Genomic DNA, 12628 nt, shown 5'->3' on the forward strand with positions numbered 1-12628 from the left:
AGGAAGGCACGGAACAAGCGATTCCGTCCAATGGGTGACGGCATAACCGCAGACAGGGGGGCGCATGTCCGGGTTTTCCGGCCCGCTGCACAGCATGGTGTTCCGCAATAGCGATCTACCCGCGCTCTTCCATCACACGGACACCATCGCCATCTCCCGCCAACGCGAGGCCGTGGGCTCCACCCGCCGCCAGCTGCTGCTTCTCGTCCTGGGCGCCGCGGCGGCCGCCCTGCCGGCCTCCTGGAAACTCGGCGACTCCTTCCAACTGCCGGGTGCGCTGAGCGCGTTGGCATACGCCGGCGTGCTGGTGACGGGCTACCGCGCGTCCCGGCGGCGGGCGAAGTCACAATGGCAACTGAACCGGTCGGCCGCGGAGTACATCAAGTCCATGTGCTGGCGCTATTCAGTGCACGGAACACCGTTCGACTCCCGCTCCGCCGCGCTGGACGAGTTATTCACGCAGCGACTGGAGGAAGGGCTGCGTGAGCTGGCCAAAGTCGGCTGGCAAGATCCTCGAACGAGCGTTCCCGATATGGCCGGCGGGGAACTGATCACCGCGGGAATGCGGCGACTCCGGGACAAACCGTTCACCATTCGCAAAGAGACGTACATCAGAGACCGGCTGATCGAACAGCGCAACTGGTATCACCGCAGCGCGGAGATTTCCCGTAAAGCGACGCTGCTGTGGTCGGGCAGCATCGGGATGCTGACCCTGCTCGCATTCTTCATTTCGCTTTTGCACACGTTCTCACTCGCCGGGTCCGTCAGTATGGCGGGCACGCTCTCGGCGGCGGCCGCCGCCTGTCTGGCCTGGAGCGAGATCCGCCGCCATCAGCCCCTCATCGCCGCGCACTCCCTGGTGGAGGAGGATCTGGCGGCGATGCACACGGCGATGGAAACGAGCGTGACGGAGGCCCAGTGGCCGTCGGCGGTGTACGAGACCGAGCGCGTCGTCTCGCCCCAGCACACGGACTGGCTGGTGCGGCACCGGAGTTGACCCCCGCGGGGAATCCGCCGTCGCCGGGGAGCGGTTCCGTCGTCAGGGAGCGGTTCAGGGACGCTGTACGCCCTCGCGCCAGATGATCGTCACGGGCTTTCCCAGGTCGCGCGCGTAGTGGACGATGTCGGCCGTGCCGCCGAGGCCACGGGAGGGGCAGCCGTCCCAGACGGCGATGAGACGGTCGCAGTTGTCGGCGATATAGGCGCCGGCCGCGTAGTACGCCTCGTCCGTGGAGTGAGGGAAGGCCAGTTGGACCTCGCGGGTCGCACGGCCCCTGAGCTGCTGGAAGCTCGCGAGTTCGCCGGGGGCGGTGAAGCCGTCCTCGTAGTCGCCGCTCGGGATGACCACGGTCAGTTCGGCGCCGCAGGAGAGCGCGAGATCGGCCACCAGCTGGTCGGCGCCGACCGCGAGGCTGGAGAACACCTCCAACGCCCCCCGGTGGCGGTGCAGGACGGCGTGGATCCCGGCGCGCACATGTCCGTACGCCTCGGCAGGGATGTTCCGGTGGCCGGTCACTCCGATGCGCTTCACTGCTCCGCGACCCCCGTCTCTTTCCTGACTCCCACCCGCCCTGACATCGTCTCAGACGACGGTGGGACGTGGAGCCCCCGTCCACATGGAGGACGGGGGCCGACGGCGGTCGAGCGGTGGGGGTCAGTAGACGCTGACCCCATAGGCGGTCAGTAGACGCTGACCCCGTAGGCGCTGAGGGCCTCGGTGACCGGCTGGAAGAAGGTCGTGCCTCCGGATGAGCAGTTGCCGCTGCCGCCCGAGGTCAGGCCGATGGCCCGGCTGCCCGAGTAGAGCGGGCCGCCGCTGTCGCCGGGCTCCGCGCAGACGTTGGTGCGGATCATGCCGTACACGATGTCCCCGCCACCGTAGTTGACCGTGGCGTTGAGACCGGTGACGGTTCCGCTGTGGGTGCCCGTGGTGGAGCCCCGGCGGGTGACGGACATGCCGACCGTGGCGTTGGCCGCGCCGGTGATGTCGACTCCGCCGACGGTACCCGGCCGGGGCACCGAGGCGTTGGAGTAGCGCACCAGGCCGTAGTCGTCACCGGGGAAGCTGGAGCCGGCGGTGGGACCGATCGAGGTGGTGCGGGAGGAGTTGGTGTACCAGGTGCCCGCACCCTCGGTGCAGTGACCGGCGGTCACGAGGTAATAGGTGTTGCCGCTGCGGACATTGAAGCCCGCGGAGCAGCGCCAGCCGCTGGCGTAGATCGCGTCGCCGCCGGAGGTGAGCTTGGACAGGACACCGGGGGTGCGCTCGACGCGTATCGCTCCCGCGTCGGCGCCGGCGGCCTTCCTGATCTTCGCGATCTCGGCCCGGGAGACGGTGCTGTCGGCCGTGACGACCAGGGTTCCGGTCGCCGGGTCGACGTTCCAGGCGGTGCCCGGCACATCCGCGCCGAGGACGGCGTCGCTCGCGGCGGCGAGCCGGGCCGCGCTGAAGGCGGTCGTCTCCTCGGCTCCGGCCGTGGGAACGACGGCCAGCGCGGTGGCGGCGGCGAGCCCGGTGGTGACGGCGAGGAGACGTGTGCGTCTGCTCAGGGCGCTGCGGGGGGTGGTGCGCTTGATCCTCACTTGGCGTTCCTCCGAGGGAATCGGGGGCCCGTTGTGGGGTGGGGGCCCGTGAGGCGCAGCCATGGACACCGCCGGGAACCGAACATTCCGGGGACCGGTCGATTAGGCGTGGCCATGACAAGCACTTGGCTCGGAGTATTCGGGCGGTCGCCCTCCCGCGCAAGGGTGCGTTTGAGTCTTCTTGAGGGCTCGGTCCCCTTCTTTTGGGGCTCGGTTCTCCCCCGGACTCCGTCCGAGGGGACCCCCACGGGGCGCTCTGAGCGTGCGTAGACGGTCGACCGTGCTCGGTCCCTCGTTCCTCGGGACCTCCGCGCGCTCTCCCTCTCGACACCCGCGCGCCCCTTCGGCTCACGCGCCAAGGAGGCTCCAATCGACGCGCCCGACCAGGGCGGGGCCTCGACTCACTCGCCCTGCTCCGCAAGGCGCCGGACCCCGCTCCCTCATCCAGCCTGATCCATCAGAAACGACCTAGTCGCAGGGACAGCAGCAGCCGTCGCAGTCGCAGCGGGGACAGTCCACGCCGCCCTTGCGCTTCTTGCGGGACCAGGGGCCTTCGAACTCGTCCGCACAGCAGACCCGGCATGTGCAGCACAAGCCGATGGCGACCGCGCAGCCGGCCAGGAAGCTCCGCGGCTTCTTGTTGCCCGGCGGCTCCTCGCCGGGTCGCGAGCCACCGGAACCACCCCACCCGCCACCGCCGGAGTGGCCGCCCGGTCCGCCGCCGTACGGGCCGCCACCGCCGTACGGAGTGCCGCCCGCGTACGGATTGCCGCCGCCCTGACCCGTGTTCGCGCCGTACGGACCAGAGCCCCCGCCCTGATAGGGGTTGTTCGGGGTCGACACCTGCCCCTGACGCCCGTGGCTCCCCTGAAGCCGGCAGCCCGTCGTACCGAACGCGCGGTCCACCGCGGTGCCCAGCTCATGGGCGAGCAGCACATGCACCAGCCGCCCGTCGGCGAAGGTCGCGTCACGCAGCGCGAGCCGTACCCCGTGCACGGCGTCGTCGGCGAGTCTGCGGGCCTCGGTGAGCGAGGTGCCCGTAGCGGTGAGCGGATTCCAGGCGCCCGCCGCGGCGTCGGACTCCCTGTCCTCCACGGCGTCCAGCAGATGCGCCAGCCGCCCGAAGAGCCGGCCGGCCTCGGCGAGCGGGGCGATGTTGCCCGGCCGTCCGGCGAGTACGGCGGTGTGGGCGAAGGCGGCCGCGGTGGCCGTCTCCGTGGGTTCGGTCACCGTCAGCAGCGGGGTGCCGGGCCCGGCCAGCAGTTCGACCCCCGACTGCCGGTCGACCGCGTCGAGCAGGACCGCCGTGTCGAATCCAAGCTCCGCCCCGGTGCGCGCCCCGGCCCGGTCCCAGCCCGCCGCGACCTTCCGTGCGGCGGCCGCCACCGGACGGCGCGCCAGCATCCCGTCCCGGTCGGCGACATGGTCCCGTATCTTCGCGGACGCCAGCACCAGCGACACGGCCGCCGCCAGCCGGGCCCCCTCCCCCTTGGCCACGGAGGCGGTGCGCATGCCGCGCAGCGGACAGGGGCCCGCGGTGCGCCGGGCTCCATCGGCGCGTTCGGCCTGAGCCTCCGTCAGGACGGAGATGATCAGGCCGTCGTAGTTGGTGACCATCCGGGCGAACTGCCCGTGATCGGCGCGGAGCGCGAGACACAGTCCGCAGAGATGGGCCATCCACTCGGCCTTCAGGCCGTCGGTGAGCCGATGGGCGCATGGTCTGACGATTCCGAACAAGTCGTTTCCCCCGTGAAGTCGTTGCCTGGCCGACACAGGCATCGTAACCAGGCCGCCGGTTCACTCGTACGACCCTCGATTCACCCATCTGGCCTGAATTTCATATTTTGAGCAGATCATGCGTCTTATCTGGGAAGAACCCTGACGAACCGCCACATCTTCTGCACCAGTCCCGTCACGAATCCCCTGCACGGCGGCAATCCACGTGGCATGCGATCCGCATGATGCACGACCATAGGGACAGGGAAGAACAAGAGACCGCTAGTGAGCGGACCACAGCGAAAGGAGGCGTCGATGGGATCCGTGCGCAAGGCGAGTGCCTGGCTGGGGCTCGTCGAGGACAGCGACGAGCGTTACTACGACGATGAGTACGCCGAGGGCGCCGAGACCGGTGACGCATGGGTCACCGACCCCCGGGTGCATGTGGCCTCCGAATCCGCCCGGGAAGAAGGCCGCAGAATCGCCACGGTCTCTCCCACCTGCTTCCGGGACGCCCGCGGCATCGGTGAGCTGTTCCGCGACGGTGTGCCCGTGATCGTGAACCTCACCTCCCTGGAGCCCTCGGACGCCAAGCGCGTGGTGGACTTCGCGGCGGGGCTCACCTTCGGGCTGCGCGGCTCCATCGAGCGCGTCGCGACCCGGGTCTTCCTGCTGAGCCCCGCGAACACAGAGGTCGTCAGCGGAGAGGCACCGAGCCGCGGACAGGACGGCTTCTACAACCAGAGCTGAGCAGGGCGCTCGCCGGCCCGCCCGGTCACCGGTCCTCCGGGATACGGGAATCAGGGCCCCGGAATCGGCTCACCGGAAGGCGTCGAGGCCGGTGAGCGCCTTGCTCAGCACGAGCTGGTGCATGTCGACGGTGCCTCGTAGGTGAGCACCGATGCGAGGTTGGTCGCGTGCCGCATCACGGGATGTTCGAGCGAAATCCCGTTCGCGCCCAGGATGGTGCGCGAGGTGCGGCAGATCGCGACGGCCTCCCGCGCGTTGTCGAGCTTCCCGAAGCTGACCTGCTCCGGGTGGAGGCCGCCCGCGTCACCCCGCACGTCACCTCGGGCCGGCACCGCCCGCCTTCGAGGCGCGAGGCAGCGCCTGCGTCCCCGGAGCGGGCAGCGCACCCGGCGGCTACGGTCTGCCCGCCACCTCACGGCCCGTCCCCGCGATATCCGTGGCGATGTCCGTCGCGCCGCGGCTCGCCGGAAGCCGGACGCCGCCGCGCCCGCTCCCGCGAATCCGTCCCACGGGCCCGCATCGCTCCGCCGCCGCCGGGCACTCCATGATCTTCGGGAGCCTCAGCGCCGCCAACGCGCCGAGCAGCAGCAGCCCGGCGCTGACCAGCAGCGTCACATGGAGGCCGTGGACGAAGGAGTGGCGAGCGGTGGCGCGCAGCATCTCCCCCGCGGCCCCGCCGAGGCGGTCCGACACCTGGTACGCCTCGCCCAAGGAGTGCGAAGCGGCGGTTCCGGCGGAGCGCGGGACCCCGGCGAGACCCAGCAGGGCGGGTGCGTAGGCAGCGTTCATGACACTGCCGAGGAGGGCGATCCCCATGCCCGCGCCCAGCTGGTACGAGGTCTCGCCGATCGCCGCCGCCCCGCCCGCGTGCTCCGGCGGGGCCTCGCTGAGCATCGACTCGTACGCCGCGAAGAGCGTGGTCTGGAGCCCGAAGCCGAGGAGGACGAAACCGGCGGTGAGCAGCAGCGGCCGGTCGTGCTCCCCCATGAGGAGGAGCAGCAGCACGGCCACGGCGGTCAGCACGAAGCCCCAGCCGACCATCCGGCGGGGTCCGATACGGCGCAGGGTGTACGTGCCGGTGGCGCCCGCGGCCATCGCGGCGAAGGTCAGCGGCAGCAGTCGCAGCCCGGTCTCCAGGGGGCTGAGTCCCAGGATCAGCTGGAGGTACTGGACGGCTATCAATTGCAGGCCGACCAGCGCGAGCATGGCGAGGACGATGCAGCCGACGGAGGTGGAGAAGGTCGCCCTGGCGAACATCCGCATGTCGATCAGCGGATGCCTGCGCCGCCGTTGCCGCCGTACGAACAGAGTCAGCAGCACCACGCCGAGCAGCAGCGGTACCGCCGTCCCGGCGTCCAGCGGGCCGTGGCCGACGCCGAGCCGCTTCACTCCGAGGACGACGCAGAGCACTCCGGCGGCGGCCGTCAGCGCGCCGAGCACATCCCAGGGGCCCGCGCAGTCACCGCGGGACTCGGGGAGCAGCCAGCGTCCGAGCGGAAGGATCAGGGCCATCAACGGGATGTTGATCAGGAAGACCGAGCCCCACCAGAAGTTCTCGACGAGGAAGCCGCCGAGCACCGGTCCGGTGGCGGCTCCCACGGCCGCGACCGCGGTCCAGAGTCCGATCGCCATGGCCCTCTCCCGCCGGTCGGGGAAGACCGCGCGGAGGATCGAGAGCGTCGCGGGCATGATCATCGCACCGCCGACGCCGAGGAGGGCGCGGGCCCCGATCAGCACCTCGGGTGTGGTGGCGCAGGCGGCCAGCGCCGAAGCGAGGCCGAAGATGCCGTAGCCGAGGAGGAGCACCCTGCGGCGGCCGACGCGGTCGCCGAGTGTGCCGAAGAGGATCAGCAGCGCCGCGCAGACGAGCGGGTAGGCGTCCACGATCCAGAGCAGCTCGACGCCGCTGGGGCGCAGGTCCTCCGTGACCGCGGGGACCGCGACATGGAGCACGGTGGCGTCGAGCGCGACGATCAGCAGGCTGACGCAGAGGACGAGAAGGACGACCCAGCGGTTCGCTCCGCCGCCTGCGGCACGCAGTCGTGCCACGGCCGTGGTCGTCTCTGACATGCACCTACCTCCAGTGGTTCCCTCGCGGTCGGCGGGCCAGCCGGGGGGACGGGGACGGTCCCTCAGGGCGGTCCGGCATCGACGGACGAGTGAGCCGACAGCGTACGCCAGTTCAGGCAGGCGGCGCGTGGTCCGTCTCTCAGCGCCCGTCCATGGGCGTGTGGCGTGCGCCACGCCCGGCCCCCGGGAAAGGTTACGGGCAGCTGCGAAGATGAGGGGAATTTCATAAAGGGAAGTGACGAACTGCATTCTGGACAGCGGAAAGACGGCGCCACTGACGAGCCGGAGCATTCGCGCCTGTGTGACCTCGGGGGATTTCCGAATTGGTCAGTAATAAATCTCGCGTCAAGCCCGTACGCCACATCACATCGTCATCACAAAGCCGCTGGATCGGCCTAGTCGCACCCTCACTCGCTGTAACGTCGATTGCGTGCGTACCGACATCTTCGCCCGGCTGGACCGGGAGCCGGAACCGCCGAAGATAGAGATCCCGCGGATGAGCCGCACCCGTCTCGCCCTCTTCGGCGGGACGTCTGCGCTCTATCTCGCCATCGTCGTGGCCGTGCTGGCGTCGACCTGGCTGGTGATCATCGACTGGAAGATCATGCTGTTCCGGCCCTACCAGCAGTGGCCCGAGCTGCACGCTTTTCTCGACTACTTCGTGGTGCTCGGGCAGCGTGGTCCGACGGCGGTGATGGTCGCCGCCTGGCTGGGCTGGCGCTCCTGGCGTCAGCACACGCTGCGGCCCTTGCTGGTGCTCGGCGTCTCACTGCTGCTGCTCAACACGACCGTCGGCGCCGTCAAGATCGGTCTCGGCAGGCTCGGCCCCCACTACGCGACGCAGATCGGATCGGCCGAGCTCTTCGCCGGCGGAGATATATTTCCCTCCGGCCATACCGCGAACGCGGTCGTGACCTGGGGAATCCTGGCGTATCTGGCGACCACCCCGAAGACCCGGCGCTATCTGTCCGCGCTCTCGGCGACGGTTTCGCTGGGCGTCGGTCTCACCACCGTCTATCTCGGTACGCACTGGCTGAGCGATGTGCTGCTCGGCTGGGCGGCCGGTCTGCTGATCCTGCTGGCGCTGCCCTGGTGCGAGCCGCTGATCGGCCGGGCCGAGGCATGGATCTTCGAGCAGCGCGAGCGGTGGCGTGCGCGCCGCAGGCTCGCTCCCTCGCTGCCGGTGGCGGCGGGCGGCCCAAGGCCGTCGCTGGTGCTGCCGCTGCGAGGCCCGGTGGAGGAGAAGCCGGAGCGGGAGCCGGTGGCGGCCATGGGCACGATTCCCGGCCCGTCCGGACTCTCCGGCGGCGGGCAGCTCACGCAGCAGCGGCCGCACACGGTCCGCTCGCGAAGCGTGGCGGGCGGATAGCCCCCTTCCCGTACGAGCGGACTCCGCCGACGGGCGGTCATCGGTACGAGTTGCGAGCGAGGCCCCGGCCGGAAGCGGCCGGGGCCTTTCCCATCTCGGGAGGGTGACGCGGGAGCCCCCGTCCGGGTGATGCCGGGGTGGTGTCCGGGTGATGTCCGGCCCCGGGGTACGGATCGGGCCCGGCTCTCGGAAAGGCCCGGCCGGGCACCCGCGGCCGGGCCGCTCAGCCCCGCCAGCAACGGATGACGGTGCCGCTCTCCACCTCGAAGTTGATCCGGCCCACCAGATACTCCAGGGTGATGATCGAGCCCGGCGGCAGGGATCTCACGGTGGTCCACCCGCGCTCGCGGGCCAGGCGTTCGGCGCTGTCGGCCGAGAGGCCGACATACGCGTCGGTCGGGTCGTCGGGCTCGGCGGACGGAGTCGGTAGGGGTGCCATGGCTCCACGGTAGGCGGCAGCGGACGGTGACGGAAGCGGAACCGGCATCGGCCGCCACCGGCCCTGGGTACGCCACCGGTCACGCTTCTGTCACAGGACGGCGACACACGTTCGGCTCATACTCCGTCACCCGAACGAGCAGTTCGACACCACCCGCTCGGTAATTCCGGAGCGCTGCCGATCATAGAGAATTCCGGCGAGAAATTTCCCGGGGCGAAGGTCGGAGGATGAATTGACGGACCGGGAACAATTCACGGGTTCCTTGCAGAACCCCCTCCCCCGTCCGGATGCCGAGTCCACCGCGCGTACTCCCGTACAGGCACCCGCCGCAGGGGCTGGCTTCGTCTTCCCCAAGAACGCGGCGCCGTCTTTTCGCCGCACCCGCGGAACGGACCGCGCCGACGCCGCGGACAGCGAGAGGGCGGTAATGGGAACAGGGACGGCGACCCCGGAGACCGCCGTGCACGGGCGGAAGGTCCTGGTGGACGACCCGTGGGGGTTCGGGCGGTCGCTGGAGTGGGCGACGTCCTGCCCGCCGCCCCGGCACAACTTCACCACGATCCCCCGGATCCGCTCCGAGCCCCGGCCTTCGATCTGCGCCATCCGGAGTTCGCGGCCTTCGCGGGGATGACGGAGGAGGAGATCGTCAGCCGATCGCGCGGGAGAGACGGTCCCGGACCGTCCTGACGCTCTCGACCAGCTCGACCGGTTCGATCACCTCGAAATCCACGCCCATGAACATGATGTGAAAAACCAACAGCTCCAGGCTGCCCGCTCCCGTGCGCAGCAGACAGCTGTTCTCGTCGACCGGCTCGAGAACACCGTCGGACGGGCCGACGACCTCCGCGGCCCGCTCGGCCGGCACCAGCAGCCGGATGACCGCCTTCGCCGCGTAGGCGGTGATGGAGACGCCCTCGGAGACATAGGCGGCCAGATCGGCGGCGGGCGGGGTGCGCGGAGTGAAACGGGGGCCGTGCGGCGGTTTCGGAACGATCCGGTCCGCCCGGAACGTACGCCAGTCGGCGCGGTCGAGATCCCAGGCGACGAGATACCAGCAGCGCTCCGTGCACACCAGACGGTGCGGTTCGACCGTACGGCGGGACGAGGCGCCGGAGTGGTCGCGGTACGCGAACCGCAGACGTTCGCCGTCCCGGCAGGCGTTGGCCAGTTCGATGAGGACCGAGGGGTCGACCAGGGATCCGGGCGCGCGCAGCATCGGCACGGTGAAGGAGCCGAGCGCGCTCACCCGTCCACGCAGCCGGTCCGGCAGCACCTGCTCCAGCTTGGCCAGGGCGCGTACGCAGGTCTCGCCGATGCCCTCGACGCCGTTCCCGGCGGCGGTGCGCAGCCCGACCACGACGGCCACCGCCTCCTCGTCGTCGAGCAGCAGCGGGGGAAGCCGCGCACCCGCGCCGAGTTGATAGCCGCCGCCCGTGCCGGGGCTGGCGTTGACCGGGTAGCCCAGCTCGCGCAACCGGTCGACGTCCCGGCGCACCGTGCGCGCGGTGACGCCGAGGCGTCGCGCGAGTTCGGCACCGGACCAGTCGCGGTGCGACTGGAGCAGTGAGAGCAGGCGCAGCAGCCGTGCCGAGGTATCCACCATGGGAAGCAGTCTGGCAGGGGTCGCGGACTGTTTCCGTCCGCGATCTCGGACCGTCCCCCGTCCCGGTGCCCGCGAGGGCCGCGGGACGGGGGTCCGGAGAGTTCAGGCGGTCTTCCGGACAGCCCTGCGCGACAGCGCCGCGAGCAGATGGCGCAGGGCGTAGGCACTGCCGTAGACGGCGCCCCGGCAGCGGTACACGGTCGTCCGCAGGGCGCTGCCCACCCCCTTGGTCCGGGACCGCCGCACCAGTTCGGTGAAGAGCGCCTCGTGCCGTTCGGCGATCCGTGCCGGGTCGAAGCGCTCGGAGGCCGCGAGGGCCGCGGCTCCGGTGCGCAGCCGCAGTGCGTCGTCGCCGATCAGTTCCAGGAGCGCGTCCGCGAAGGCGTCCACATCGCCGACGGGGGTCAGCCGGCCGTCCACCCCGTCCGAGATGATCTCGCGCGGGCCGTGCGGGCAGTCGGTCGAGACGACGGGCAGACCGCACCGCATCGCCTCGACGATGGTCATGCCGAAGGACTCCTTGCTGGAGGTGACGGCGGCGATCGAGCCCTTGACCCACTCGGGTTCGAGCGGGTTGGCGTTGCCCATCAGGAAGACGTGGTCCGTCAGTTCCCGCTCCTGGATGAGGGCGGTCAGGGCCTCGCGCTCGTCGCCGGTGGCGTCTCCGCTTCCGTAGATCCGCAGCCGCCAGTCGGGACGGGCGGCGACGACCTTGGAGAATGCCTTGACCAGCAGGTCGTACCGTTTGACGGGAGTGAGCCGGCCGGCCGCGACGACGAACTTGCCGCTGCCGTCGGCGGGTGGGACGGAGGGCCGTGGCACGCTGTTGGGCACGGCCTCGATCCGTACGCCGGGCAGTGCGAGCCCCGTGCGGTACGCGCGGGCGTCCGCCTCGGTCACCGTGGTGACCGCGTCGAGGAGCCGGTAGCGGAAGCCCAGTTCGCGACGGAGCCGGTAGCCGTGGCCGTCCAGCGTGAGGTGCTCCTGCGCGACGCGGACCGGCCCCCTGCGGGTCTGGCGGGCGATGTGCACGTTGAGGCCGGGCCGGGTGCCGACGACGACATCGGCGTCGAGCGAGCGCAGATGGGCGGCGATCCGGGCGTCGGTCAGCCGGCTGTACTGCTTGTGACGCCCGTCTCCGCGTGGGAAGACCCGCGCGGCACGCTTGTGGTCGGGGTGGTCGCCCGCGAAGTCCGGGCTGCTCCTCCTCAGGTCTACGAGGTTCTTCATGGTGACACCGGCGGGTGCCCCCAGGGCGGGCCGGTCCCGGTGGCAGAAGACGGAGACGATCTCCACTTCGTGCCGTTCGGCGAGGACCTGGGCCAGATTGAAGGTCGTACGGATCGTGCCGCCGATCCCGTACGCGTTGTGCAGCAGAAAAGAGATGCGCATACGCCGCGGCGTCCCCCTGTTCAGATGTGGTCGGACAGGACTCTACTTGCCTCACAGGGCCCGCACGGGGAACGGAAGAAGAGGGGGCCGCGAGCGGCGCTCAGGCGGGGAGAGCGAGCATCATCCCCACGGAGAGCCGGTCCGGGGAGTCGCCGATGACGTCCCGGTTGGCCTCGTACAGCGCCTGCCAGCCGCCCTTGACCTTGTAGCGCACGGCGATGGCGTGGAGGGTGTCGCCGGACCGCACGGTGTGGACCCGGCCGCTGAGGCCGTACCGCTTGGAGCAGACGGGCCACGCCTCCCAGCCCTGGACACGGAGCACCTCCTCCCCGACCTTGATCTGCTGCCCACGGGTGGCGAGGTCGGCACGGCGGGCGTACTTCAGTCCGCCGAACGACTCCCAGGTCGGCTGCCAGAACTGGAGCCCGCCGTAGTAGCCGTTGCCGGTGTTGGCCTTCCAGTCGCCGCCGCTCTCGCATTCGGCGACGCAGTTCCACGGCCATCCGGTCGCGGCGCAGGCGTAGGTGCCGGGTGCGGCGCCGACGCCGGGACTGCCGGGGGCGGGCGGCGGGGGCAGCGCCTGTGCGGCCGGGTGCGGTACGAGGGCGATGAGCACGGCGGCCGCGGCAACCGTGAGGGGGCCGACCCGCTGGGGGCGGAGGCTGCGGGGTGCCCTGGGGGACCGGGGCGCACGGGGAGCCCGGAG

General features: G+C 70.7%; 10 protein-coding genes and 3 pseudogenes. 4 read left to right on the plus strand and 9 right to left on the minus strand.

Annotated elements, in window-relative coordinates; genetic code table 11:
• The first annotated feature begins 94 nt into the window (after positions 1–94).
• A complete protein-coding gene (locus tag ACWEFL_RS23410) occupies positions 95–997 on the plus strand; it encodes a DUF4231 domain-containing protein (RefSeq protein WP_451715973.1) in 903 nt (300 codons plus the stop codon).
• A gap of 54 nt (positions 998–1051) precedes the next feature.
• Here ACWEFL_RS23410 and ACWEFL_RS23415 read toward each other — a convergent pair whose 3' ends face one another.
• The 3 genes from ACWEFL_RS23415 to ACWEFL_RS23425 form a co-directional block, all read right to left on the minus strand.
• The gene (locus ACWEFL_RS23415; RefSeq protein ID WP_451715862.1) at positions 1052–1531 is read right to left on the minus strand and encodes a hypothetical protein; all 480 of its coding nucleotides are present in this window, start codon (positions 1529–1531) and stop codon (positions 1052–1054) included.
• A gap of 149 nt (positions 1532–1680) precedes the next feature.
• Positions 1681–2583 carry a S1 family peptidase gene (locus ACWEFL_RS23420; RefSeq protein ID WP_451715864.1) on the minus strand — a complete coding sequence of 301 codons (903 nt, stop codon included), beginning with the start codon at positions 2581–2583 and terminating at the stop codon, positions 1681–1683.
• 468 nt (positions 2584–3051) lie between these two features.
• Positions 3052–4320, minus strand: coding sequence for a DUF5685 family protein (locus ACWEFL_RS23425; protein WP_451715867.1), 1269 nt, complete (start codon positions 4318–4320; stop codon positions 3052–3054).
• Positions 4321–4614: 294 nt separating this feature from the next.
• Between ACWEFL_RS23425 and ACWEFL_RS23430 the strand changes: the two genes are divergently transcribed.
• Complete coding sequence (locus tag ACWEFL_RS23430) at positions 4615–5049, plus strand: cell division protein SepF (protein WP_451715869.1); 435 nt, start codon at positions 4615–4617, stop codon at positions 5047–5049.
• Positions 5050–5118: 69 nt separating this feature from the next.
• Here ACWEFL_RS23430 and ACWEFL_RS23435 read toward each other — a convergent pair.
• Together ACWEFL_RS23435 and ACWEFL_RS23440 are read right to left on the minus strand one after the other, a co-directional pair.
• Positions 5119–5360 (minus strand): annotated as a pseudogene (locus tag ACWEFL_RS23435) (acyl-CoA dehydrogenase family protein); the annotation flags it as partial.
• Positions 5361–5442: 82 nt separating this feature from the next.
• Complete coding sequence (locus ACWEFL_RS23440) at positions 5443–7119, minus strand: MFS transporter (protein WP_451715872.1); 1677 nt, start codon at positions 7117–7119, stop codon at positions 5443–5445.
• 430 nt (positions 7120–7549) lie between these two features.
• On the opposite strand from ACWEFL_RS23440, the gene ACWEFL_RS23445 reads away from it, so the two are divergent.
• The gene (locus tag ACWEFL_RS23445) at positions 7550–8488 is read left to right on the plus strand and encodes a phosphatase PAP2 family protein (RefSeq protein ID WP_451715874.1); all 939 of its coding nucleotides are present in this window, start codon (positions 7550–7552) and stop codon (positions 8486–8488) included.
• 223 nt (positions 8489–8711) lie between these two features.
• Here the strand turns inward: ACWEFL_RS23445 and ACWEFL_RS23450 are convergent, their stop codons facing one another.
• Positions 8712–8927 (minus strand): I78 family peptidase inhibitor, encoded by a 216-nt coding sequence (locus ACWEFL_RS23450; RefSeq protein ID WP_451715876.1) that lies wholly within the window; start codon positions 8925–8927, stop codon positions 8712–8714.
• A 451-nt stretch (positions 8928–9378) separates the two neighbouring features.
• Here ACWEFL_RS23450 and ACWEFL_RS23455 point away from each other — a divergent pair.
• Positions 9379–9551 (plus strand): annotated as a pseudogene (locus ACWEFL_RS23455) (cytochrome ubiquinol oxidase subunit I); the annotation flags it as partial.
• Here ACWEFL_RS23455 and ACWEFL_RS23460 read toward each other — a convergent pair.
• The 3 genes and pseudogenes from ACWEFL_RS23460 to ACWEFL_RS23470 all read right to left on the minus strand — a co-directional run.
• Positions 9508–10530 (minus strand): annotated as a pseudogene (locus ACWEFL_RS23460) (helix-turn-helix transcriptional regulator); the annotation flags it as partial. The pseudogenes ACWEFL_RS23455 and ACWEFL_RS23460 overlap by 44 nt on opposite strands.
• A 102-nt stretch (positions 10531–10632) precedes the next feature.
• Positions 10633–11922: a glycosyltransferase family 4 protein gene (locus ACWEFL_RS23465; RefSeq protein WP_451715878.1), complete on the minus strand. Its 1290-nt coding sequence runs from the start codon at positions 11920–11922 to the stop codon at positions 10633–10635.
• 100 nt (positions 11923–12022) lie between these two features.
• Positions 12023–12538: a transglycosylase family protein gene (locus tag ACWEFL_RS23470; protein ID WP_451715880.1), complete on the minus strand. Its 516-nt coding sequence runs from the start codon at positions 12536–12538 to the stop codon at positions 12023–12025.
• Positions 12539–12628 lie beyond the last annotated feature (90 nt).

This window comes from Streptomyces sp. NPDC004838 (genome assembly GCF_053600955.1).

Excerpts from the sequence above, each read along its gene's own strand:
- ACWEFL_RS23410 (WP_451715973.1), top strand. The coding sequence starts at position 95 with ATGGTGTTCCGCAATAGCGATCTACCCGCGCTCTTCCATCACACGGAC.
- ACWEFL_RS23465 (WP_451715878.1), bottom strand. The coding sequence starts at position 11,922 with ATGCGCATCTCTTTTCTGCTGCACAACGCGTACGGGATCGGCGGCACG.
- ACWEFL_RS23450 (WP_451715876.1), bottom strand. The coding sequence starts at position 8,927 with ATGGCACCCCTACCGACTCCGTCCGCCGAGCCCGACGACCCGACCGAC.
- ACWEFL_RS23440 (WP_451715872.1), bottom strand. The coding sequence starts at position 7,119 with ATGTCAGAGACGACCACGGCCGTGGCACGACTGCGTGCCGCAGGCGGC.
- ACWEFL_RS23430 (WP_451715869.1), top strand. The coding sequence starts at position 4,615 with ATGGGATCCGTGCGCAAGGCGAGTGCCTGGCTGGGGCTCGTCGAGGAC.